This window comes from Sulfitobacter sp. 1A15106 (genome assembly GCF_043556995.1).
Lineage (GTDB): Bacteria > Pseudomonadota > Alphaproteobacteria > Rhodobacterales > Rhodobacteraceae > Sulfitobacter > Sulfitobacter faviae.
On sequence record NZ_JBIFFM010000001.1, the window covers coordinates 87,399 to 110,571 of the forward strand.

Consider the following 23,173-nt stretch of genomic DNA (forward strand, 5'->3'; position numbering starts at 1 on the left):
TTCTTTCAATAGCCGCTGTCGGTGGTCAGCACATGGTGCCCCGGCTCCACCTCACGGTAGACCGAAGGCTCGGGCCGGTAACTGACCGGGTGGATTGGCGAGGGGATCGGCTTGAAGTTCAAATCCGTCTCGGACTTGCGGCGGCGCGGATCGGCAATCGGCACGGCCTTCATCAGCGCCTGCGTATAGGGGTGCTGCGGGTTCTCGAAGACCCGCTGGCGCGAGCCCATCTCGACGATGCGACCCAGATACATGACGCCGACATAGTGGCTGACGCGTTCGACCACGGCCATGTCGTGGCTGATGAAGAGGAAAGACAGTTCCATCTCGGCCTGAAGCTCCATCATCAGGTTCAGCACCTGCGCCTGCACAGACACGTCCAGCGCCGAGACCGCTTCGTCCGCGATGATGAGCTTAGGGTTCAGCGCGAGCGCGCGGGCGATGGCCACGCGCTGGCGCTGGCCGCCCGAAAGCTCATGCGGGAAGCGGCGCATGAAGCTGCGCGGCAGTTCCACGCGGTCAAACAGCATCTCGATCCGCTTGTTGATCTCCCCGCCCTTGAGCGTGCCGAAGTTGTGGATCGGTTCGGCCACCTGATCGGCTAGCTGCATCTGCGGGTTGAGCGAGGCGAAGGGGTCTTGGAAGATCATCTGCATGTCGAGCCGCGCGGTGCGCAGCGCCGATTGGTCCAGCGACATGATGTCGACGCCGTCAAGCTTCACCTCCCCCGACATCGGCTCTACCAGCCGCAGGATCGAGCGCCCTGCGGTAGATTTGCCGCAGCCCGTTTCGCCGACGAGGCTGAGCGTCTGGCCCTTGTTGAGCGAAAACGACAGGTCCTCGACCGCATGCACATTGGCCACGGTGCGGCGCAGGAAACCGCCCTGCACCGGGAAGCGCGTGGTGAGGTTCTTGACCGAGAGAAGCGTCTCTTCGCGGCCCTTGATCGGCACGATCTCCTTGTCGGGTGTGCCCAAGAGTTTCATCGGCTCGGGGTATGGCTTGCCCGTCATCTCGCCGAGCTTCGGCACCGCGGCCAGCAGCGCCTTGGTATAGGGGTGCTGCGGGTTCTCGAAGATCTCCTCGACGGTGCCTTCCTCGACCTTCTTGCCGCGGAACATCACGACCACCCGGTCGGCCATCTGCGCCACCACGGCCATGTCATGGGTGATGAACATCACCGCCGTGCCGGTCTCGCGCTTAAGCCGGTCCATCAGGGCGAGGATCTCGGCCTGAATGGTCACGTCGAGCGCGGTGGTGGGCTCGTCCGCGATCAGGAGACGCGGCTCGCAGGCCAGTGCCATGGCGATTACCACGCGCTGGCGCATGCCGCCTGAAAGTTCGTGGGGGTACTGCTTGAGGCGCCGCTCCGGCTCGGGGATGCGGACCTGTTTCATCAGTTCCAGCGCGCGGGCCTCGGCCTGTTTGCGGGTCATGTTCAGATGCAGGCGCAGACCTTCGGTCATCTGCTTGCCGATGGTGAACACGGGGTTCAGCGCGGTCATCGGCTCTTGGAAGATCATGCCGATCTCATTGCCGCGAATCTTGCGCATCAGATTGCCGCCGCTGGCCGCGAGATCAACCTGGCCTTCTTCACCGCGCTCAAAAAGCAGGCGACCGCCTGCAATTTCACCGCCGCCATACTCAACCAGTCGCATCAGCGACAGGGAGGACACCGATTTGCCCGATCCTGATTCTCCGACCACGCAAACCGTCTCACCGGGATTGATGTCGAAACTGACATCCTCAACACCGACCACGGGGCCATCTTTGGTTTGAAATTCGACGCGCAGGCCCTGAATTTGGGCGATTGGCGCCCCATTGGTGTGATCCAGCATCTGTTTCCCTGTTGTTTTTATTGGCGCAGATTTTGCCCGACGCTACGGCGAATGTCACGAGACTGTCAAACCTGACGCGCAGAGTTCGAGCTTTGTCATAATTGCGCCACGTCCGCCCTTGCAATTTCCGGCAAACCTGTTTCGATATAGCCCATGCGGTTTGGAAAGAGCGCTTCGATCACAGGTTGAATATTGCTTGTTTTGTTATGTTTAGCTGGCGAAGCTCATGTTCTTTCCGGGGCGACAACAACAAGGCGGGGAACATCCCGTCGACAATAAGCGGCACGCCCACGTGTCCAACATGGAGTAAGATATGAAATTGAAGACCCTATTGATGGGGGCTGTCGCATCGACGGCGCTTGCCCCTATGGCCTTTGCCGAAGCCCATGAGGGCGAGCGGGGCCGCGACGGCGAAGTCAAGATCATCTATTGGCAGGCGCCTTCGATCCTGAACCCCTATCTGTCGAGCGGCACAAAAGACGTGGAAGCCTCCTCGCTGGTTCTCGAACCGCTGGGCCGCTACGACCAGAACGGCGCGCTGGTGCCCTATCTGGCGACCGAGATTCCGACGCTGGAAAACGGCGGCGTGAGCGAAGACCTCAAGACCATCACATGGAAGCTGAAAGACGGGCTGATGTGGTCCGACGGCACCCCCGTCACCGCCAATGACGTCAAGTTCACCGCCGATTACTGCATGAACCCCGAAGGCGGCTGTGCGCAGCTGGCCAAATTCGAAGGTGTCTCCTCGGTTGACGTGGTCGATGACCAGACAGTCAAAGTTACCTTCTCCGAGCCGATGCCGAACCCTTACGGCCCCTTCATGGGCGGCCAATCCCCGATCATTCAGGCGGCACAGTTTGCCGACTGCACCGGCGCCAAAGCGCCTGAGTGCACCGAGGCCAACTTCAACCCCATCGGCACCGGCCCCTTCACCGTCACCGAGTTCCGCCCGAACGACGTGATCACCATGGCCGCGAACGAGAACTACCGCGACCCGAGCAAACCTGCCTTCGCCACGCTGACCTTCAAAGGCGGCGGTGACGCGACAGCGGCGGGCCGTGCCGTGATGGAAACGGGTGAGTTCGACTACGCCTGGAACCTGCAGCTGGCCCCCGATGTCATCGCCAAGATGGCCGAAGGCGGCAAAGGCAAGCCCATGTCGGCATTCGGCACGTTGGTTGAGCGTCTTGAGCTGAACATGACCGATGCCTCGCCAGACCTTCCCGAAGGTGAACGCGCCACAGCTAAACATCCGCACCCGATCCTGAGCGATGAGAAAGTCCGCCGGGCGCTCTCCATGGCGATCGACCGCGAACTGCTGGTCGAGGTCGGCTACGGCCAAGCGGGCCGCGCCACCTGCAACATGGTGCCTGCGCCCGAACTCTACGCCTCTGACAACACCGACTGTCTGACCCAGGACATCGAAGGCGCCAAGGCGCTGTTGGACGAAGCGGGCTGGGTCGACAGCGATGGCGACGGTGTGCGCGAGAAGGACGGCGAGAAACTGTCCCTGCTCTACCAGACCTCGACCAACGCCGTGCGTCAGGATTTCCAAGCGCTGATCAAGGATTGGTGGAGCCAGATCGGTGTTGAAACCGAATTGCGCAACATCGACTCTTCGGTCTTCTTCGGTGGCGACCCCGGTTCGACCGACACGTTCCAGCGTTTCTATGCAGACGTTGAAATGTACGCCAACAACTTCGACGGCACCGACCCGCAGAGCTACCTTGCCCAGCGGACCTGCGCCAAGTTCCCCAGCCCCGAGACACAGTGGCAGGGCGAGAACATCAACCGCTTCTGCAACGAAGAGTATGATGCGATGGTGGCCGAACTGGGCCGCACCGGCGAGATGGAAAAGCGTGGCGAACTGGCCAAAAAGCTGAACGACATGCTGACCAAAGACAGCTACTCGATCCTGCCGCTGGTGGACCGTGGCCGCGTCTCGGCTGCTTCCAACACCCTTGGTGGCGTTGTGCTGAACACATGGGACTCCGAGCTGTGGAATGCCGCCGATTGGTACCGCATGGAAGAGTGATCTAGGACGGAGGCGCGGCAGGCCCGCGCCTCCCTTCACCGACCTTCGGGGGTGTGCGTCATCCGCGCGCCCCCGTCTCGCCCCCACCCCCTCACAGACTGACCTACAAAGGCGACGCCCATGTTGACCTTCACCATCCGACGACTTCTTTTGTCGATCCCGACGCTTTTGTTTATCAGCCTGGTGATTTTCCTGCTGCTGCAACTCGCCCCCGGCGACCCGATGGCCCAAGTGCCGCTGACGGTCCCGCCCGAGGTGAAAGAAAAGATGCGCGAGGCGCTTGGCCTCGGCCAGCCGATCTATATCCAGTATTGGAAATGGCTCGTGCAGGTCTTTTGGATCGAGCCGCAGGTTTTCATCGACTACCTGACCAACCACTCCGCCCTGTTTAGCTGGCTGCCCGATACGGCGCTTTCCGAAGGCAAGCTGCGCGTGATCTCTTGGCAGACCCGTTCGCCGGTGATGGACATCGTGATCCAGCGCATGCCACAGACCCTTTGGGTCGTGGGGCTGGCCTATATCGTCGGCATCGTCATCGCGATCCCGATCGGCATCTACTCGGCCTACCGTCACTATTCGGTCTTCGATCAGGCCGGGACCTTCATCACCATGATCGGCTTTTCGATCCCGCCCTTCTTTACCGGTCCGCTGCTCATCGTGATCTTCTCGGTCTCTTTGGGCTGGCTGCCCTCGATCTACGATACGACCCATGTCGTGAACGACTGGGAAAGCTTCAAGGTGCAGTTCTTCCAGATGATCATGCCGGTGATGGTGCTGGCGCTGCAAACCACGGCGCAGATCAGCCGCTACATGCGCGGTGCCATGCTTGACAACCTCAACCAAGACTACGTGCGCACCGCCCGCGCGAAGGGTCTGAAGGAAAGCGTCGTGGTTATGGTGCATGTGCTGCGCAACTCGATGATCCCGGTCGTGACCGTTATCGCGCTCGGCATGCCCGCGATCTTTGGCGGCGCCATCATCACCGAGAACGTCTTCAAGGTGAACGGCATCGGCCAACTGCTGCTGACCGCGCTACGCGCCAACGACCTGCCGATGGTGATGACCCTGACCTTCATCTTCGCGGTGCTGATCGTGCTGTTCAACCTGATCGCAGATATCCTCTACGGCCTGCTTGACCCAAGGATCCGTTATGACTGAGCAACCCATTCCCGCAAGCCCGGTCGAAGCCGACCTCGAGTTCATGAAGGCCCTGCAAGACAAGGGCCCGCAAAAACCGCCGCGCAGCCAATGGCGCGATGTTTGGGACCAGTTCCGCAAGCACAAAGGCGCGCTTTTCGGCGGTGGTTTCCTGATCTTCATCACGCTGGCCGTGATCTTTGGCCCCTATCTGTGGGACATCGACGCCAAGAAGCTGGACATCCGCAACAAGAACTGGCGGCCGATCTATACCCTGCTGTGGGATGGCGATGCCAAGGCGGGCTGGGCGCATCCCTTCGGCACCGACCAATTGGGCCGCGACATCCTTGCGCAGATGCTCTTTGGCGGACGGGTGTCGATGGCCGTGGGCTGGATGGCGATGGCGCTGGCGCTGATCATCGGCACCGCCGTCGGCGTGCTCTCGGGCTTTTTCAAACGTATGGACTTCTGGCTGATGCGGTTCACCGACCTGATCCTCAGCCTGCCGATCCTGCCTCTGGTCCTGCTCGCCGTGACGCTCTTTGGCCAACCGCTGCGGGCGCAGTTCGGGCCGGAGGGTGGCATGTTCATCCTCATCGTCTCGGTCATCAGCCTGACCTCATGGATGCAGACCGCGCGGATCGTGCGCGGCGATATTCTGGCGCTGAAAGAGCGTGAGTTCATCCTCGCCGCCCGTTCCATCGGCACCACGCCGGGCAAGATCATCCGCCGCCACCTGCTGCCCAACGTGATCTCGCCCATCATGGTCTCGGCCACCTTGGGCCTCGCCACGGCAATCATCACCGAAAGCGCGCTGAGCTTCCTTGGCGTCGGCTTCCCGTCGGACTTCCCCACATGGGGCAAGCAACTGGCCGATGCCGTGGACCGCATGCAGGAGTTCCCCGAGCGGGTGATGCTGCCGGGCATCGCCATCTCGCTGACCGTGCTGGCGGTGAACTACCTCGGCGACGGGTTACGCGACGCGCTCGACCCGCGCATCCGCGGACGCTGAGCAAAATAAGAACCGACCGGCCCCTGCCCCCTGTGGCGGGGGCCGATTGTTTCGCGCCCCTTGACGCAGGGTGAACAGCGTCGCCCCTTTTCCCACCAATACGGAATTTAATTCACCCCTCTGGGGGTCGGCCCTGTGCGCTTTCACTTGATTGTGACCCGCAGCCGCTCCAAATGGGAAATAATTCCGTTTTTGAGGGTTTTCGCGATGTTTGAGTCTTTCGGCTTTGAAGAGACGACAGCAAAAGAGGCGTCCGTTCTGCTGGCGGCCCTCATCGGGCTGGCGTTCGGCGTGCTGGCGCAGCGCACGCGGTTTTGTTTTCGCCGCAGCCTCGTGGGCGAAGACCGACGCCAAGCGCTTGGCATCTGGCTGACCGCACTGGCGCTGGCCGTGATTGGCACGCAGGCCGCCGTGGCCGCCGGATGGATCAGTTTTGACGCGCATCGCTTCATGGCCAGCGACGTGCCGTTTTTGGCGATTGCCCTGGGCGGGCTGCTCTTTGGCGCGGGCATGGTGCTGACACGCGGCTGCATCTCGCGCCTCACGGTGCTGACAGGCGGCGGCAACCTGCGCGCGGCGCTGGTGGTGCTGGTCTTTGCCGTGGTGGCCCATGCGACGCTGAAAGGCGTCTTGGCACCGCTGCGCGTGGCGCTCGGCTCCGTCACCGTAAATATGGGAGAGAACGTGAGCCTCGCCGCCCTGCCCGGCGGTGCGCTGCTCTGGGCTGGTGTGATCGCCGTGGCGGCGCTGGCCTATGCGCTGCGCTCGGGCAACCGTCCGGGGCAACTGGCGATGGCGGCGCTGATCGGTCTCTTGGTCCCCGCCGCATGGGTGGGCACCGGGTTCATCCTGCTTGATGAATTCGACCCGATCGCGATGGAGAGCCTCAGCTTCACCTCCCCCTCCGCCGATACGCTGTTCTGGACCATCGCCAGCAGTTCGATCCCCGCAGGCTTTGGCACTGGGCTATTGGGCGGCGTTTTTGTCGGTGCGCTGATCGCCAGCCTCTTCGCGCGGGAGTTCCGGTGGCAGAGCTTTGACGCCCCCCGCCAGACCGGGCGCTACCTGACCGGGGCCGCCATGATGGGCGTGGGCGGCGTGTTGGCCGGGGGCTGCACCTTAGGCGCGGGGCTCTCCGGCGTGCCGACGCTTTCGGTCGCGGCCATCGAGGCCATCGTGATGATCGCTTTGGGCGGCTTGGCCATGCAGGCGGTGCTCAACCGATCTTCCGCCGCAGACGGCGCAGCGTCCACCACACACCAAGCACAACCGGCAGAGTGACAGCGGCGGTCAGCAGCCCCTTGCTGACCCCCAGTGGCGCGGCGAGCGGGTATAGCAGATAGCCCGCCAGCGACACCGCGTAATAGCTAATCGCCACAACAGACAGCCCCTCTACAGTATGTTGCAGGCGCAGTTGCAGATCGGCGCGGCGGTCCATACTGGCAAGGATCGCTTGGTTCTGGGCCGAACGTTCCACATCCACCCGCGTCCGCAGAAGATCCGCGGCCCGCAGTGCCCGCGCGGCGAGGGTCTGCAAACGCGTCTCGGTCGATTTCACCGTGCGCATAGCGGCGCATCATGAACTCGCCAAAGCCCTGCCGCCCCAGAAAACGCGCCTCACGCAGGGCCGAGATACGTTCATAGACGATGGCCTCATAGGCGCCCGTGGCGGCGAAACGATAGGCGGTCTCCGCCGTCAGCGCCTCCAGCGCGACCGACACGTCCAAAAGCGCGTGCAGCGTTTCCTCAGCCGCCGTGCCCGCCCCGCTGCGCATCGCTCCCATGAGCGTCGAGAGCTGCCCGTCCAGATCGTTCAACGCCCCGGCCATGTCGCGGGCCTGCATGAACCCCAGCATCGACATCGCCTTATAGGTCTCGATCTCGCAGAGCCGCTGCACGATCCGCCCAATCCGCCGCTGGCCTGTCGTGGCATCGGTGAAAAGCGCGAGGCGCAGATGGCCTGCGGGATCAATCCGAAAGTCGCTGGCCACCACCGCCGCCCCATCCAGCACCTCCGCCACGGCGAGGCTTTCGGGCACGAACCAGTCTTGCAAATGCACGGCGATCTCATCGTCGGCTTCCGGCTTCGGCAGCACCGCAAGCAGGGCCGAGGTGATCCGCTCCCCCTGCACCTCGGCCAGCCAATCCTCTGGGAAGGCGTCGAAATCCGTGGCGGCGAAGGGCAGGCTCCGCCCTGAGGGGGCGATGACCGTATAGGTGACGAACTCGGTATGCTGCTCCCATTTCAGGGTGAAGCGGCCCATCTCTCCGTAATAATGCGTGGCCGCCGCATCGGCGCTCGGGGCGCCGTAATGGGCCAGCAGCGCGTTCAACTCGGCTTGCGGCACGGCATCGGGCGCGGGTTTCACCGCGAGAAAGGCAACCCGCGAGGGCGCGGCAAGCTGCGGAAACGGGCGCGCGTGCATTTCGCCGGTAAGGGCAAGCCGCTGCGGGTGGTCTTTGATCGGGGCCATGACGGGGTCCGCTGTTGGGTGTATTTCACCGAGAATAGCGCCATTGCCGCCGATGAACAGTGAAAAATCACGCCTTTTCAACGGGTTGATGCATACAGAGGTATACCGCAAGACCATAACGGAAAACGCCCCACCGTTTCCGGCGGGGCGTTCATGGGATGGGCCGGGAATTTTTCAAAAATTCCCGGCCGTTTTCTTTAAAAGAAAACGTTAGTCGATCAGCGGCAGCAGCTTGTCGAGGCTAGCCTTCGCGTCACCGTAGAACATGCGCGTGTTCTCCTTGAAGAACAGCGGGTTCTCAATGCCGGAATAGCCCGTGCCCTGCCCGCGCTTGGAGACGATGACGGTCTTCGCCTTCCAGCATTCCAGCACCGGCATCCCGGCGATGGGGCTGTTGGGATCGTCCTGTGCAGCGGGGTTCACAATGTCGTTGGAGCCGATGACAATGGCGACGTCGGTCTCGGGGAAGTCTTCGTTGATCTCCTCCATCTCCATCACGATGTCATAGGGCACCTTGGCCTCGGCCAGAAGCACGTTCATATGCCCAGGCAGACGGCCCGCCACCGGGTGGATAGCAAAACGCACGTTCTTGCCCTTGGCGCGCAGCTTCTTGACCAGATCGCTGACTGCACCTTGGGCCTGCGCCACCGCCATGCCGTAGCCGGGGATGATGATGACACTGTCGGCCTCGTTAAGCGCCTGTGCCACACCGTCGGCCTCAATCGCCACTTGCTCACCCTCGACCTCCATCGCCGGGCCAGCGCTGCCGCCGAAGCCGCCGAGGATGACCGAGATGAAGCTGCGGTTCATCGCCTTGCACATGATGTAGCTGAGGATCGCACCCGAGGAGCCCACAAGCGCGCCGACCACGATCAGAAGATCGTTGCCAAGCGAGAAGCCGATCGCCGCCGCGGCCCAGCCCGAGTAGCTGTTCAGCATCGAGACAACCACCGGCATGTCCGCACCGCCGATGCCCATGATCAGGTGATACCCGATGAACAGCGCCGCCAGCGTCATGACAAACAGCGGCAGGAAGCCCCCGGTGTTGAAGTACCAGATCAGGCACAGAAGCGAGATCAGCGCGGCACCGGCATTGAGCAGGTGACCGCCCGGCAGTTTCGTCGCGGCAGAGCTGACGCGGCCCGCGAGCTTGCCATAGGCGATGACGGAGCCGGTGAAGGTCACCGCACCGATGAAGACGCCGAGAAACAGCTCAACCCGCAGGATCGCGATCTCGACGCTGTCCTTCTTGGCCAGCAGCGCGGCAAAGCCCTCGGTCGCCTTGCGCGCCACATCGTCCATCGCCAGCACGTTGCCCAGTTCGATATGGGCGTTGTAGCCCACGAAGACGGCGGCGAGGCCCACGAGGCTGTGCATCGCCGCGACCAGCTCGGGCATCTGCGTCATCTGCACGCGGGTGGCCAGTTGGTAGCCGATGGCGCCGCCCGCGGCGATCAGGATCAGCGAGAGGAGCCACAGTCCCGCCCCCGGCCCGATCAGCGTGGCGATGACCGCCAGCGCCATGCCGGCGATACCGTACCATACCGCGCGTTTCGCGCTTTCCTGCCCCGACAGACCGCCGAGCGACAGGATGAAGAGAACCGCTGCGACCACATAGGCCGCTGTCGTGAATCCGTATTCCATGATGCTCGCTCCTTCAGGATTTCTGGAACATGGCGAGCATGCGCCGTGTCACGAGGAAGCCGCCGAAAATGTTGATCCCACACATGAAGACCGACAGGGCAGCAAGAAGGATCACCAGCCAAGAGCCGGAGCCGATCTGCATCAGCGCCCCCAGAATGATGATCGAAGAGATCGCGTTGGTCACCGCCATCAGCGGCGTGTGCAGGCTGTGCGCCACGCCCCAGATCACTTGGAAACCGACGAAGACCGCCAGAACGAAGACGATGAAGTGCTGCATGAAGCTGGCCGGAGCGACAAGGCCCACACCCAGCAGCAGCGCCGCACCCACGGCCAGCAGCGTGACCTGGTTCTTGGTCTGCTGCTTGAAGGCCGCCAGTTCCTCGGCGCGTTTCTCTTCCGCAGTCTTTTCCTTGACCTTTTCCTTCTTCGGCGCCGCCGCGATGGCCGCGACCTTGGGCGGTGGCGGCGGGAAGGTCACTTCCTTCTCGTGGGTGATGGTGGCGCCGCGGATGACGTCATCTTCCATGTCGTGGTTGATGACCCCGTCCTTCTCGGGCGTGAGGTCCGCCATCAGGTGACGGATGTTGGTGGCGTAAAGCGTCGAGGCCTGCGTCGCCATGCGGCTGGGGAAGTCGGTGTAGCCGATGATGGTCACGCCATTCTCGGTGACGATCTTCTCGTCCATCTTGGTGAGCTTGCAGTTGCCGCCCTTCTCGGCGGCAAGGTCCACGATCACGGAGCCGGGCTTCATCGCCTGCACCATGTCCTCGGTCCAAAGCTCCGGCGCCTCGCGGTTGGGGATCAGCGCCGTGGTGATGACGATGTCCACATCGGGCGCCAACTCGCGGAACTTGGCGAGCTGTGCTTCACGGAATTCGGGAGAGGAAACAGAGGCATAGCCGCCCGAGGCGGAGCCGTCCTGCTGCTCTTCTTCAAAGTCAAGATAGACGAATTCCGCGCCCATCGATTCGACCTGTTCGGCTACTTCGGGGCGCACGTCGAAAGCTAGCGTGATCGCGCCGAGCGAGGTTGACGTGCCGATCGCGGCAAGCCCCGCGACACCCGCGCCGACGACCAGCACCTTGGCCGGGGGCACCTTGCCCGCCGCGGTGATCTGACCGGTGAAGAAACGGCCGAAATTGTTGCCCGCCTCGATCACCGCGCGGTAGCCCGCGATGTTCGCCATCGACGAAAGCGCGTCCATCTTCTGCGCACGGCTGATGCGCGGCACCATGTCCATCGCCATGACGGTCGCGCCCTTCTCGGCAGCGGCCTCCATCAACGCGGTGTTGCCGGCGGGGTTGAACATGGAGATCAGCGTCTGGCCTTCGCGCAGGTGCTTGACCTCATCCTCGGAGGGCGGGCGCACCTTGGCGACCACATCGGCAGTCTCGTAAAGCGCGGCGGCGGATTGCACCACCTCGACATCCGCGGCTTCATAGGCGGCATCGTCAAAGCCCGCAGCCGCCCCGGCGCCCCTCTCGATGACGCAGCTATGCCCGAGCTTTTGCAGTTGCAGCGCGCTTTCCGGGGTCATCGCGACCCGGTTCTCGCCCTCAAATATTTCTTTTGGTGTCCCGATCTTCAAACCAAGAGTCCCCCTTTGCTGGCCCGTCGCGCCGCTCTGGCGCAACTTTGTTAGTCAGAGCGATAGCGCGCGCGCAGCAATAGTACAAGCAAACCGCGGGGTGAAACGGTGCAAAATTGCTGCACCGCGACATCGGAAGAACGGTTTGCTGTTTTCGGCGCAGAGATGGAACAGCCGTTCCACCCTGCGCCAATGGCATGGCCCGAGGGCCATGCCGAAGTGTCAAACGACGGCTAAGTCGTGATCAAAGACCGGGGATCAGACGCGCCAAGCCGCGCTGGTCAAAGGTGGTGCCACGATCCGCGCCGAAGTTGATCTCACCGCCCAGACCGACAAAGGGCTCGGACTCGCTGATGCTGCCCACGTCCACCTTGGCAGACCCGACTTCCAAGAACAGATTGGTGGTCGGGGAAACCTCACGATCGAGCCGCATGGCAAAACGCGATAGGTCGTCTCCATCGCTGCCTAGCCGATCATAGGAGCCGCTGATGCCAAAGCCTTCCGCCAGCGCATAACGCGCCTTGATACCGCCAAGCGTGCCGTCACCTGCATCGGTATCGACATGGGCCAGATAGCCTTCGAAGTCCCAATCCAGCATTTCATAGCCTGCTTCGAGACCCAAGATATCCGCATCTCCGCCCAAGGCTTCCTCCCGGGTGTAGAAGGCCCCGAAAGAGGTTGCTTCATCCCAGTGGTAAATGCCGTGCAGGCCCAGCAAATGGCTGTCTTCATCGACAAAGTCGAAGTCGCTGTAACCGGCGTCGAACTGCAAGCTAAGGTTGCGGTTAAAGCCAAGCTCTACCGACCCATCAAGGCCAAGCCGGCTGAAATCGGTGTCGTCCGCGAATGCGGAATAGGAAAGCCCGACCGATCCACCCGTCACTTCGACCGCCTGCGCTGTGGTTGCCCCAAAAGCGAGGGCTGCGGAAAGGGCGAGAACTGAAAATTCTATGTGTTTCATTTTACTGCTCCAATGGTTCTGGCAGGGCCCTGTCATCAGGTTACCCATCCGACCAGTGCGCCAAGGCGGCGAGCGCTGCAATAGTCCGGCGTAAGGCTTCCGCAAATGTGATCGGCGGGCGGCAAGATTTGGCCTATCGCCCCTCCAGCCGCCCCGAAAATAACGCCCCGTCATCAAAAGCTGCCTATTGTACTGCCGCCCCCGCCGCGCCACCCTGCCCGCAAAGGGGAGGCATTATGACACTGAGAGACAAACACGCATTCATCACCGGCGGCGGCACAGGCATCGGGCTGGCCATCGCGCAGGACTTGGCCGCCAAGGGCGCGAAGGTCACCATCACCGGGCGGCGGCAGGAGGTGCTCGACGCCGTGTCAGGCAATGGCATCAGCGGCATGGCGATGGACGTGCGCGACGAGGCGCAGGTCACCGAGACCATCGCCCGCGCGGTCGAGGCAAATGGCCCGGTGCAAATCTGCGTGGCCAATGCGGGCGTGGCCGAAGGCCGGTCACTGCATAAAACCGACCTCGATTTTTGGCGCGACATGATGGCGACCAATCTCGACGGGGCCTTTCTCACCATCCGCGAGAGCCTGAAATCCATGCGCCAGACCGATTGGGGCCGGGTCATCGCCGTCTCCTCCATGGCCGGGCTGCGCGGCCTGCCGGGGGCGGCCTGCTACTCGGCCTCCAAACACGGGATGATCGGGCTGATCCGCTCGCTCAGCGAAGATTACATGGGCCAACCCTTTACCTTCAACGCGCTCTGCCCCGGTTACGTCGATACCGAGATCATCGCGCGCAACACGCAGGCGATCTCCAAACGCGCCGGGCTGTCCGAGGAAAAGGCCCGCGATGTCATGGTCAACGCCAACCGCCACAAACGCCTGATCGCGCCTTCGGAAGTCGCTGCTGCGGCGGCATGGCTGGTCGGCGAAGGCTCCGAAAGCATCAACGGCCAGTCGATCGAAATCGCTGGCGGGCAAATGTAGCGGCGTTAAGGTTGCTTTAACCAAGCTGCGCCAAGCTCAGGGCCATGAGAGACAGCCCTTCATCCCATGGCCCGAACAGCTATTTCTTTACTCTGCGCCTTGCGCGGCGCGATGATGATGCGCTGCTGCGGCATATCACGGCCCTGCGCCAAGCGATGCGTGAGACTTTGGCGCGCAAACCCTTCCGCATCGATGCCATCGCCATCTTGCCGGATGTGCTCCATACGGTCTGGACCCTGCCGCCGAACGATACCGATTACGGCAACCGGATCGGCATGTGGAAGGGGCGGTTTTCCCGCCATCTCCCCCCGGCCCCGCATCGCAGTCTCCGGCAGATCAAACGGGGCGAGAAAGGGATTTGGCAGCGGCGATTCTGGGAGCATCGGATCCGCGACCCCGCAGATTTCAAACGGCATTGCAGCTTGGTGCACCTCAGCCCCGTGCATGCAGGCTATTGTGACCGTCCTGAGGCTTGGCCTTACAGTTCCTATAGCCGCAACTGTTCAGGTCCGGCAACGCCTCAGGGGGCGGAGGCGGGGCCGCTCGAGAAAGACGCGGTTTTGGATGATGATGTAACGCCGCTGAACCACGCGGCCCAAGCTGTTGCGCCATTGAGCGGGCTGCACAGTTGAGAGGCGTTGAGATAAGGCACTTGTTGACGGCGCGATCGGGGTCGCGGGGGGCCGACAGAACGACTGCATCGCGATGCAGGCTGCCGCGCCCCGAAAAGCGCGGCGCGCGGTCATCGAGAGTGCAACGCGCGCGCCCTGTGCCCGGCCCTATTGCGCGGCGGTCATCACCGGCATGGCCGATCCATCTGCCGCCCAGGCCCGCACCGCCGCGCCGAAATGTTCGAACAGCGGGCGCGAAACGGGGTCATTGGCTGCATTCCACTCGGGATGCCACTGCACCGCGAGGGTAAAGCCCGGCGCGTCTTTGATATAGATCGCCTCGGGCGTGCCATCATCTGCGTGGCCGTCGATCACCACGCGCGGGCCGGGTTCCTTGATCCCCTGTCCGTGCAGCGTGTTGGTCAGCACCTTGGACGCGCCCATCACACGGTGGAACACGCCGCCTTCAGTAAAGCTCACGTCATGGCGCAGTTCGAATTTCTCTTCGATGGTGCCATCGGGGGGCATGCGGTGGTTCATACGCCCCGGCAGATCGCGAATCTCAGGATAGAGCGACCCACCCATGGCGACGTTCACCTCCTGAAACCCGCGGCAAAGGCCGAGGAAGGGTTGGCCCCGCGCCACACAGGCCCGCACCAGCGCCAGCGCCACCGCGTCGCGCGCGCGGTCAAAGGCACCATGGGCCTCCGTCTCAGGCTCACCATATTCTTCGGGATGCACATTCGGGCGCCCGCCGGTCAGCAGGAAACCGTCGCAGACCTCCAGCAATTCCTCGACCGAGACAAAGCGCGGATCGCTCGGCACGATAAGCGGCAGACAGCCCGAAACCTCGGCAATCGCTTCGGTGTTCATCTGCCCGCCCGCGTGGACGGGGTATTGATCGTTCAGCAGGTAGGAATTGCCGATAATACCAACGACAGGTCGGGCCATGAGTTACCTCTTATTCACCATGGCCCGAACATAGGCGCTTCGCGCGGCGGTCTCAACCTCAGCCCTGCGCCTTCAACTCCAACCGGCGCGCGTGGAGCACCGGTTCGGTATAGCCCGAGGGCTGTTCGCGGCCCTTCAGCACCAGATCGCAAGCGGCCTGAAAGGCCACCCCGTCAAAGCCCGGCGCCATGGGGCGATAGCTGGGATCGTCGGCGTTTTGACGGTCCACCACGGCTGCCATTTTTTTAAGCGCGGCCTCGACTTCCTCGCGGCTGATGACGCCGTGATGCAGCCAATTCGCTAGCGCTTGGGCCGAGATGCGGCAGGTCGCGCGGTCTTCCATCAGGCCCACATCGTTGATGTCCGGCACTTTGGAGCAGCCGACGCCCTGATCGATCCAGCGGACCACATAGCCCAGAATGCCCTGCGCGTTATTCTCGATCTCGCGGGTGATTTCCTCGGTGCTGAGGTTGCGACCTTCCATCACCGGGATGGTCAGCAGCGCGTCGAGCGTGGCGCGTGCGCCGCCCTCTTTGATCTCCTCCTGCCGCGCCAAGACGTCAATCTTGTGGTAATGTGTGGCGTGCAGGGTAGCCGCGGTGGGCGATGGCACCCAGGCGCAATTGGCCCCGGATTGGGGATGGCCGATCTTGGCCTCCAGCATCTCGGCCATACGGTCGGGCATGGCCCACATGCCCTTGCCGATCTGCGCGCGGCCCTGCAAGCCGCAGGCAAGGCCGATATCGACGTTGCGATCCTCATAGGCGGCGATCCAAGCGCTGTTCTTCATCTCGCCCTTGGGCACCATCGGACCGGCTTCCATACTGGTATGGATCTCGTCCCCCGTGCGGTCGAGGAAACCGGTATTGATAAAGGCCACCCGGTGTTTCGCGGCGCGGATACATTCCATGAGGTTGGCGCTGGTGCGGCGCTCTTCGTCCATGATGCCGAGCTTCACAGTATATTGCGGCAGGCCGAGTGTCTTTTCCACATGGGTGAATATCTCATCGGCAAAGGCCACTTCCTCGGGCCCGTGCATCTTGGGCTTCACCACATAGACGCTGCCGGTGACCGAGTTGCCGCCCGCACGTTTGAGGTCATGAATGGCGATCAGCGTGGTCACCATGGCATCCATCAGCCCTTCGCCAATCTCGCGCCCCTCACGGTCGAGCACGGCGGGGTTGGTCATCAGATGGCCGACATTGCGCACCAGCATCAGCGAACGGCCCTTCAGCGTGACCTCCCCCTCCCCATCGGGCGCGGTATAGCGACGGTCCTCGGCCATGCGGCGGGTAACGGTCTGGCCGCCTTTTTCAAAGGTCTCGGCAAGGTCCCCTTTCATCAGCCCCAGCCAGTTGCCATAGGCCAGCACCTTGTCTTCGGCATCCACCGCCGCGACGCTGTCTTCGCAATCCATGATGGTCGAAAGCGCGGATTCGATGATCACATCCGCAACGCTGGCGGGATCGTCCTTGCCAATCGCGTGATCGGGGTCAATCTTGATCTCGATATGCAACCCGTTGTTGCGCAGAAGCACCACGTCGGGCGCCTCCGCCGCGCCTTGGTAGCCCACGAACTGCGCCGGATCGGCCAAGCCGCAGGGCGCGGCATCCTGCGCCAACACCGCTTCAAGCTGCCCGTCCACAACGCGATACCCCGCCAAATCCGCATGGCTGCCCGCCGAGAGCGGCACGGCGTCATCTAAAAAGGCTTTCGCCCGTGCCACCACCCGTGCACCGCGCTCCGCATCATAGCCCTTGCCCACCGGCAGATCGCCCAGCGCATCGGTGCCGTAGAATGCGTCATAAAGGCTGCCCCAGCGCGCATTGGCAGCATTGAGTGCAAAGCGGGCGTTGGTGATCGGGACCACAAGCTGCGGCCCGGGCACCTGCGCGATTTCGGGGTCTACGTTTTGTGTCTCAATCTGGAACGCCGAGCCTTCGGGCAGAAGATAACCAATCTCACGCAGGAAGGCGGTGTAGCTTTCCGCGTCGTGGGGCTGGCCTACGCGTGCGCGGTGCCAGTCGTCAATCTTGGCCTGAATTTCGGCCCGTTTTTCAAGCAACGTACGGTTCTTCGGCCCGAGGTCATGCACAAGGTCCGACAGCCCCGCCCAAAAGACATCCGCGTCTACACCCGTGCCCGGCAGCGCCGATCCTTCGATGAAGTCGACCAGCGCGGGCTCTACCTGCAAACCGTTCTTGTCAATTCTACCCGTCATTCTCCGCCCTCTCCCGCGCTGGATACCTTTGTGAAAGGTCTAACAGAAAGGCAAAGCGGCGCAAGCGCGGGCAGGCAGGCGATAGCGGCGCTAGTCGGCCACCGGCTCCGGGGTGGCGATCACCGGCTCGGCGTCCGCCGGGCCATCCACGGGCTGAACCTCACCTTCCGGCGAGGGGTCAGTGGCCTGCAACACCGCGTAGACGATGCCGGCAATCATCAAGAGCGCCCCTGCGATGATCGCGGTTTTAATACCGATCAAAGCGGGACGATGCCGTTTCTTCTGCGTTTCGGTATCGGTGTCGGGGGCGGACATGGATACACCTCATTGCTCGAAGTTGGGGCAGCTCGGCTTGCAGGCCGCCTTCTGGAGACATAACATTTCCCAGACCAATTACGTTCCCGCGACTGGAGGCCCAATGCGCGACGCCACCCCCCAAACGATCTATCTCAGTGATTACCAGCCCTTCGGCTTTCTGGTGGATGAGGTGGCCCTGACCTTTGACCTCGATCCCCATAAGACGCGGGTCAAAAGCCGCATCGCCTTTCGCCCCAACCCGGCGGCGCAGGAGGCTGAATTTTTCCTGCATGGTGAGCAACTCAAGCTCATCTCCGCGAAGATTGACGGCAAGCCGGTCACCCCGAAGGTGACGGAACGCGGTCTGACCTGCGATGTGCCCGACTGCCCCTTCATCTGGGAGGCCGAGGTTGAGATCGACCCTAAGGGCAACACCGCCCTCGAAGGGCTTTATATGTCGGGCGGCATGTATTGCACCCAATGCGAGGCCGAAGGCTTTCGCAAGATCACCTATTACCCTGACCGCCCCGATGTGATGAGCGTCTTCACCGTGACCATCAACGGTCCGCATCCCGTTCTGCTGTCCAACGGCAATCCGGTCGCGCAGGGGCAGAACCATGCCGAGTGGCATGACCCATGGCCCAAGCCTGCCTATCTTTTCGCGCTGGTGGCGGGCGATCTGGTCGCCCATTCCGACCATTTCACCACCATGTCGGGCCGCGAGGTCGATCTGAACCTCTATGTGCGTCCCGGCGACGAAGGCAAATGCGCCTTTGGGATGGAGGCGCTCAAAGCCTCGATGAAATGGGACGAAGAGGTTTACGGTCGTGAATATGATCTCGACATCTTCAACATCGTTGCGGTGGATGATTTCAACATGGGCGCGATGGAGAACAAGGGGCTGAACATCTTCAACTCCGCCGCCGTTCTTGCCTCCCCCGAAACCTCGACGGATGATAATTTCGAGCGGATCGAAGCAATCATCGCCCATGAGTATTTCCACAACTGGACCGGCAACCGCATCACTTGCCGGGATTGGTTCCAGCTTTGCCTGAAAGAAGGGCTGACCGTCTACCGCGACAGCCAGTTCACCTCCGACATGCGCTCTCCGGCGGTGAAACGCATCAGCGATGTGATCGACCTGCGCGGGCGTCAGTTCGCCGAGGATCAAGGCCCGCTGGCCCATCCGGTGCGGCCCGAAAGCTTTCAGGAGATCAACAACTTCTACACCGCCACCGTCTATGAGAAGGGTGCCGAGGTGATCGGCATGCTCAAGACCTTGGTGGGCGATGACGCCTATGGCAAGGCGCTGGACCTCTATTTTGAGCGTCACGACGGCGATGCGGCGACGATCGAAGATTGGCTGAAGGTCTTCGAAGACACCACGGGCCGCGATCTGACCCAGTTCAAACGCTGGTATTCGCAGGCGGGCACGCCGCGCCTCTCGGTGGTGGAGGCTTGGGATGCGGGTAAAGGCATCTTCACGCTGACCTTCACACAGCACACCCCGCCCAGCACCGCAACGCCCCAGCCGAAACCGCAGGTTCTGCCGATCACCGTGGGGCTGATCGGCGCGGATGGAGCCGAAGTGGCCCCCTCTCGCGTGTTGGAGATGACCGAGGCCGAACAGAGCTTTACCTTCGACGGGCTGGATGCGCGCCCCGTGGCCTCGGTGCTGCGCGGCTTCTCCGCCCCGGTGGTGCTGAAGCAAGACTTCTCGAAAGAAGAGCTGCTGCTGCTGCTCGCCCATGACAGCGATCCCTTCAACCGGTGGGAGGCCGGGCGCACCTTGGCGCGGCAATCCTTGCTGGCCGTGATCACCGAAGGCAGCGCGCCGGATGACGCATGGCTCGAAGCCCTGCGGGCCGTGTTGGAGGATGAAACGCTTGAGCCTGCCTACCGCGCGTTGATGCTGGGGCTGCCCAGCCACGCTGATCTGGCCAGCACCCTTCATGACGCAGGCAAAACGCCGGATCCGGCGGCGATCCATCAGGCGGTGGAGGCCACCCGGGATGCCATGGCCGAACGGTTTGCCGCACTGCTGGGTGATCTCTATGACCGCCACAGGGTCGACGCCCCCTATCAACCCAATGCGGCACAATCGGGCAAACGCGCCTTGACCAATGCAGCACTTGCCCTGCTGACCCGCGTTGAGGGACCAGCGCGCGCGCAAGCGCAGTTCGACGATGCCGACAATATGACCCAACAGCTCAGCGCCCTCGCCGCCTTGCTGCGCGCAGGCCGAGGCGACAAGGCGCTGGCTGCCTTCGAGGCGCAGTGGCGGGAGGACCGTCTGGTGATGGACAAATGGTTCGGGCTGCAAGTCAGCCAAGCCGCCCCAGAAGAGGCTGCCGAAGTGGCGCGCCGGCTTACCGAGCATGCCGATTTCAACTGGAAGAACCCCAACCGTTTCCGCGCGGTCTTTGGCAGTCTTGCCATGCATCACGCCGGGTTCCACAATGAAAGCGGCAGGGGCTACGCCCTGCTGGCCGACTGGCTGATCAAGCTAGACCCGGTCAACCCGCAGACCACGGCGCGGATGTGCTCGGCCTTCCAGACATGGCGGCGCTATGACATGGCGCGGCAAGAGATGATCGAGACCCAACTCGACCGCATCCTCGCCAGCCCCGACCTCAGCCGGGACACGTCGGAGATGCTCAGCCGCATTCGCGGTGCCTAACGCGGCAACCCAGACAGAGGGCATGGCGGCCTATACCTACCGCCGCCATGCCCGCAGCCGAACGGCGCTGCTGCTGTTGCCCGCAATCTGGCTGGCCCTCGCGGCGGCGTGGCTCTGGCTCGACGCCTCGGGCTGGATCATCGGGCTGCTGGGGCTTTTTACCCTGCCCGCGCTATGGGAGGTCTTCAGCAATCCGGCGAGCGGCCTGACGCTCGACCAGCACAGCCTGTCGTGGTTCACCGGCAAACGGGATGCGAAAATCGCGCTGGCGCAGGTCGACCGGGTTCGGCTCGATACGCGCCTTGATATGTCCGTGCGCGCCACGGTCATTCTCCGCACCGGGCGCAAGATCAAACTGCCTTTCGAGGCCACCCCACCGCACCGCGCATTGGAAGCCGCGCTTCAGGCGCGCGGCATCACGACGGAACGGCATCACTTCACGCTGAACCAGTAATCTACGGACGGCTGCGGGGACGGGTCGCGTTCAATGGTTTGCAATAGGACTGCCGCCGCAGCCAGCGGGCCATATCGGCCCGTTTGGACGCGCTGCGCATCGGCCCCCAATCAGCCCCGACGCCGCGCCGCCCGTTTCCGGCGATCACCCCGTCGCGCGGCACGGTCGTCGCCATGATCCGCACAGCACAACTCAGGTTCGCGGCGCCGTTCTTGAGCGCATCACCGCTGCCGACATTGCATTTGTAGCCCCGCGCGGTGCCCGGCAGGATTTGCAACAACCCGTACCAGCGGCCCCCGCCACCCACGGCCCAAGACCGATAGGTGCTCTCATGTTTGGCCAGCGCCGACATGAAGCCGACCCAAAAGGCGCGGCGTTGACTGTCGGATGCCGTGGGATAGGCCGGGCACCACTCCGCCACATCACCGGGCACCATATCCACCAAGGGCTTGCCGTGGGATTTCAGCGCCGAGATCGCCGCGCGGGTCCAAAGCGAATGCCCCCGCATATGCTGCCAGCGCGTGCGCGGCAGATTGCCCGGGCGTGCGGGCGGGCGCAGCGTTGTGGTAAAGGGTGCGGTCTCAAGTGCGGGCGGTTCGTCCTCGGCCTCGACCTCATCAGGGAAGGACAAAGACGTGGCGGCGGTCTGCACCACATTATCCACCTCCACCACCGGGGCGGGCTGTTTGGGCAATTCGGCCCAAATCATGGTGGGGCTGGCGCAGAGCAAGAGGGCAATCATGGCAGGTTTCATGGCGCGCATAAGACCGCCCCAAAACGCGCTTGGCAAGCGCGGCGGGGGCGCGGGATCGGCAGATTTCCTCTGATCGGGAAACAGCGCCCGCCGCGCCGCCGGATTGTCGCGAAGGATTGCCCCCGCCTGCCCGACTGCGCTGCAGAATTTTCCCGAAAGCTCCGCACGCCGGACACGGTTCCGCCCCATTGCCCGGTCAAACCTAAATCATCGACAAACAGCAGGCAGGACCGGCCCCAGATGAAGAAACTCTCGCATATGATCCCGTCCGCCTTGCAAGGGTTCTTTGCCAAGCCCGCACCGCAAGCGCCCGAGTTCGAGCCGCTGGAAATGCCGCTTCTGCGCCGCCGCGCGCCGCGCGACGCGTTGCTGCGCATTTCCTGCCCCGACCCCACCGCCGAAGAAATGCAGCGCGACCGACACCAGTACCGCGCGCAATGGCTGGTGCGCCAAGAACGTTGGGAAGAGATGGCGGCCCTCTTGGACGACGCCGACAAAAACCGCGAGATGACGCCCGGCGCGATGCCGGTGGCCGAGCTGATGGCCTTTGGCGCGCGGGCGGATGTGATTCTCGCCGCGGAACATGCACTCTACGACGGCAAACCGGCCAGCGACGCGCCCCTGATGGCCGGGATCGAAGCGCTGGAACATGTGCTGGCCGATCACGCTCAGAACGCCATGATCGCCGCCATCGTGGCGCAGGCGCATATGGACATCGGCTGGGCGTGGCGCGGCACGGGCTGGGACAGCGACGTGCCCGCCCGCAACCATGCGGCCTTCGCCGCGCATTTTGAACGCGCCGAGCAAATCCTCGCGCCATTCGACAAGGACACAGCCGCCTCGCCCCTGCTCGCGGCGACGCACTGTGCCCTGCTTGGGGGAACCGGCGGTGACGCCCGCGCCGTGGCAGACCGCTACGCCCGGCTCATCGATCTGAACCCCGCAAACCCGCGCCCCATGCGGGCCATGGGCAACCACCTTCTGCCGCGGTGGCATGGCTCATATGACCAGTTGGAACTTGAGGCCCGCCGCACCGCCGCGCGGACCCAAGAGACATGGGGCGCGGGCGGCTACACTTGGGTGCAATTCGACGCGATCAGCTGCGATGCGCAGGCCTGTGCCAACCTTGACGTGCCGTTTTTCATCGAAGGGCTGCGCGATATCCTTGCCCGCCGCCCCGATCCGCATACCGCCAACCTGCTGGCCGCCTATTGCGCCAGCGCCATCGGTCAGGCGGCGGAGACAGAAGATGCCGCCGGGGCCGTCCGGGCCGAGATCGCCGACTGCGCGCGTTGGATCGTGCGCGACCACATGACGGAACTACACCCGATGCTCTGGGCCCATGCTGCGCGCGGCTTTGACAACAACCTGCGCGTCCGCTCCGCCCGGCGTTTCGCCGCCTCGGGCCGGGACGAGGCCATGCGCATCATCACCGGCCTGTTCCAACGTGAGATCGAAGCGGGCAAACGGGTCATTTTCACCGAAGGCCGCCGCCAGATTGCCGTGCCGGGCTAAGCCTGCCTCTTG

The 23,173-nt window shown here is 63.1% G+C and carries 17 protein-coding genes and 1 pseudogene; 9 read left to right on the top strand and 9 right to left on the bottom strand.

Annotated elements, in window-relative coordinates:
• Window positions 1-5: 5 nt before the first annotated feature.
• Complete coding sequence (locus tag ACGYKA_RS00465) at window positions 6-1,838, bottom strand: dipeptide ABC transporter ATP-binding protein (protein WP_394410262.1); 1,833 nt, start codon at window positions 1,836-1,838, stop codon at window positions 6-8.
• A 313-nt stretch (window positions 1,839-2,151) separates the two neighbouring features.
• Between ACGYKA_RS00465 and ACGYKA_RS00470 the strand changes: the two genes are divergently transcribed.
• The 4 genes from ACGYKA_RS00470 (at window position 2,152) to ACGYKA_RS00485 (ending at window position 7,303) form a co-directional block, all read left to right on the top strand.
• Entirely contained in the window at window positions 2,152-3,873 is a 1,722-nt protein-coding gene (locus ACGYKA_RS00470) for a peptide ABC transporter substrate-binding protein (protein WP_168612027.1), read from the top strand.
• 120 nt (window positions 3,874-3,993) lie between these two features.
• Window positions 3,994-5,031 (top strand): ABC transporter permease, encoded by a 1,038-nt coding sequence (locus tag ACGYKA_RS00475; RefSeq protein ID WP_067263329.1) that lies wholly within the window; start codon window positions 3,994-3,996, stop codon window positions 5,029-5,031.
• Entirely contained in the window at window positions 5,024-6,022 is a 999-nt protein-coding gene (locus ACGYKA_RS00480; protein WP_067263326.1) for an ABC transporter permease, read from the top strand. The genes ACGYKA_RS00475 and ACGYKA_RS00480 overlap by 8 nt, the downstream gene beginning before the upstream one ends.
• A 207-nt stretch (window positions 6,023-6,229) precedes the next feature.
• The gene (locus ACGYKA_RS00485) at window positions 6,230-7,303 is read left to right on the top strand and encodes a YeeE/YedE family protein (protein WP_394410259.1); all 1,074 of its coding nucleotides are present in this window, start codon (window positions 6,230-6,232) and stop codon (window positions 7,301-7,303) included.
• On the opposite strand, the pseudogene ACGYKA_RS00490 reads toward ACGYKA_RS00485, so the two are convergent.
• The 4 genes and pseudogenes from ACGYKA_RS00490 to ACGYKA_RS00505 form a co-directional block, all read right to left on the bottom strand.
• A pseudogene (locus tag ACGYKA_RS00490) lies at window positions 7,239-8,496 on the bottom strand (DUF3422 family protein). The gene ACGYKA_RS00485 and the pseudogene ACGYKA_RS00490 overlap by 65 nt on opposite strands.
• Window positions 8,497-8,706: 210 nt before the next feature.
• Window positions 8,707-10,140: an NAD(P)(+) transhydrogenase (Re/Si-specific) subunit beta gene (locus ACGYKA_RS00495; RefSeq protein WP_394410255.1), complete on the bottom strand. Its 1,434-nt coding sequence runs from the start codon at window positions 10,138-10,140 to the stop codon at window positions 8,707-8,709.
• A gap of 13 nt (window positions 10,141-10,153) precedes the next feature.
• Entirely contained in the window at window positions 10,154-11,728 is a 1,575-nt protein-coding gene (locus ACGYKA_RS00500; protein WP_394410252.1) for a Re/Si-specific NAD(P)(+) transhydrogenase subunit alpha, read from the bottom strand.
• 244 nt (window positions 11,729-11,972) lie between these two features.
• A complete protein-coding gene (locus ACGYKA_RS00505) occupies window positions 11,973-12,689 on the bottom strand; it encodes a porin family protein (RefSeq protein WP_168612021.1) in 717 nt (238 codons plus the stop codon).
• 236 nt (window positions 12,690-12,925) lie between these two features.
• On the opposite strand from ACGYKA_RS00505, the gene ACGYKA_RS00510 reads away from it, so the two are divergent.
• Both ACGYKA_RS00510 and ACGYKA_RS00515 read left to right on the top strand, forming a co-directional pair.
• Window positions 12,926-13,678, top strand: coding sequence for an SDR family NAD(P)-dependent oxidoreductase (locus tag ACGYKA_RS00510; RefSeq protein WP_394410249.1), 753 nt, complete (start codon window positions 12,926-12,928; stop codon window positions 13,676-13,678).
• Window positions 13,679-13,722: 44 nt separating this feature from the next.
• Entirely contained in the window at window positions 13,723-14,310 is a 588-nt protein-coding gene (locus ACGYKA_RS00515) for an REP-associated tyrosine transposase (RefSeq protein WP_394410246.1), read from the top strand.
• Window positions 14,311-14,457: 147 nt separating this feature from the next.
• Here ACGYKA_RS00515 and ACGYKA_RS00520 read toward each other — a convergent pair whose 3' ends face one another.
• The 3 genes from ACGYKA_RS00520 to ACGYKA_RS00530 all read right to left on the bottom strand — a co-directional run bounded on the left by ACGYKA_RS00520 (window position 14,458) and on the right by ACGYKA_RS00530 (window position 17,776).
• Window positions 14,458-15,240 (bottom strand): gamma-glutamyl-gamma-aminobutyrate hydrolase family protein, encoded by a 783-nt coding sequence (locus ACGYKA_RS00520; protein ID WP_168612018.1) that lies wholly within the window; start codon window positions 15,238-15,240, stop codon window positions 14,458-14,460.
• Between the two features lie 58 nt (window positions 15,241-15,298).
• Entirely contained in the window at window positions 15,299-17,461 is a 2,163-nt protein-coding gene (locus ACGYKA_RS00525) for a malate synthase G (protein WP_394410244.1), read from the bottom strand.
• 90 nt (window positions 17,462-17,551) lie between these two features.
• On the bottom strand, window positions 17,552-17,776 hold the full coding sequence (locus ACGYKA_RS00530) for a hypothetical protein (protein WP_168612016.1): 225 nt from the start codon (window positions 17,774-17,776) through the stop codon (window positions 17,552-17,554).
• 103 nt (window positions 17,777-17,879) lie between these two features.
• Here ACGYKA_RS00530 and pepN point away from each other — a divergent pair, with 103 nt between their 5' ends.
• A complete protein-coding gene (pepN, locus tag ACGYKA_RS00535) occupies window positions 17,880-20,438 on the top strand; it encodes an aminopeptidase N (protein ID WP_394410241.1) in 2,559 nt (852 codons plus the stop codon).
• A 22-nt stretch (window positions 20,439-20,460) separates the two neighbouring features.
• The gene (locus ACGYKA_RS00540) at window positions 20,461-20,892 is read left to right on the top strand and encodes a hypothetical protein (RefSeq protein ID WP_394410239.1); all 432 of its coding nucleotides are present in this window, start codon (window positions 20,461-20,463) and stop codon (window positions 20,890-20,892) included.
• Window position 20,893: 1 nt separating this feature from the next.
• Here ACGYKA_RS00540 and ACGYKA_RS00545 read toward each other — a convergent pair whose 3' ends face one another.
• Complete coding sequence (locus tag ACGYKA_RS00545) at window positions 20,894-21,634, bottom strand: transglycosylase SLT domain-containing protein (protein WP_394417279.1); 741 nt, start codon at window positions 21,632-21,634, stop codon at window positions 20,894-20,896.
• Between the two features lie 252 nt (window positions 21,635-21,886).
• On the opposite strand from ACGYKA_RS00545, the gene ACGYKA_RS00550 reads away from it, so the two are divergent.
• Window positions 21,887-23,161 (top strand): hypothetical protein, encoded by a 1,275-nt coding sequence (locus ACGYKA_RS00550; RefSeq protein WP_394410233.1) that lies wholly within the window; start codon window positions 21,887-21,889, stop codon window positions 23,159-23,161.
• Window positions 23,162-23,173 lie beyond the last annotated feature (12 nt).

Bases quoted from the DNA above. Each gene is read 5' to 3' on its own strand.
- ACGYKA_RS00495 (WP_394410255.1), bottom strand. From the start codon at position 10,140: ATGGAATACGGATTCACGACAGCGGCCTATGTGGTCGCAGCGGTTCTC.
- ACGYKA_RS00515 (WP_394410246.1), top strand. From the start codon at position 13,723: ATGAGAGACAGCCCTTCATCCCATGGCCCGAACAGCTATTTCTTTACT.
- ACGYKA_RS00550 (WP_394410233.1), top strand. From the start codon at position 21,887: ATGAAGAAACTCTCGCATATGATCCCGTCCGCCTTGCAAGGGTTCTTT.
- ACGYKA_RS00505 (WP_168612021.1), bottom strand. From the start codon at position 12,689: ATGAAACACATAGAATTTTCAGTTCTCGCCCTTTCCGCAGCCCTCGCT.
- ACGYKA_RS00480 (WP_067263326.1), top strand. From the start codon at position 5,024: ATGACTGAGCAACCCATTCCCGCAAGCCCGGTCGAAGCCGACCTCGAG.
- ACGYKA_RS00530 (WP_168612016.1), bottom strand. From the start codon at position 17,776: ATGTCCGCCCCCGACACCGATACCGAAACGCAGAAGAAACGGCATCGT.
- ACGYKA_RS00510 (WP_394410249.1), top strand. From the start codon at position 12,926: ATGACACTGAGAGACAAACACGCATTCATCACCGGCGGCGGCACAGGC.
- ACGYKA_RS00475 (WP_067263329.1), top strand. From the start codon at position 3,994: ATGTTGACCTTCACCATCCGACGACTTCTTTTGTCGATCCCGACGCTT.
- ACGYKA_RS00485 (WP_394410259.1), top strand. From the start codon at position 6,230: ATGTTTGAGTCTTTCGGCTTTGAAGAGACGACAGCAAAAGAGGCGTCC.
- pepN (WP_394410241.1), top strand. From the start codon at position 17,880: ATGCGCGACGCCACCCCCCAAACGATCTATCTCAGTGATTACCAGCCC.
- ACGYKA_RS00545 (WP_394417279.1), bottom strand. From the start codon at position 21,634: ATGATTGCCCTCTTGCTCTGCGCCAGCCCCACCATGATTTGGGCCGAA.
- ACGYKA_RS00465 (WP_394410262.1), bottom strand. From the start codon at position 1,838: ATGCTGGATCACACCAATGGGGCGCCAATCGCCCAAATTCAGGGCCTG.
- ACGYKA_RS00520 (WP_168612018.1), bottom strand. From the start codon at position 15,240: ATGGCCCGACCTGTCGTTGGTATTATCGGCAATTCCTACCTGCTGAAC.
- ACGYKA_RS00525 (WP_394410244.1), bottom strand. From the start codon at position 17,461: ATGACGGGTAGAATTGACAAGAACGGTTTGCAGGTAGAGCCCGCGCTG.
- ACGYKA_RS00470 (WP_168612027.1), top strand. From the start codon at position 2,152: ATGAAATTGAAGACCCTATTGATGGGGGCTGTCGCATCGACGGCGCTT.
- ACGYKA_RS00540 (WP_394410239.1), top strand. From the start codon at position 20,461: ATGGCGGCCTATACCTACCGCCGCCATGCCCGCAGCCGAACGGCGCTG.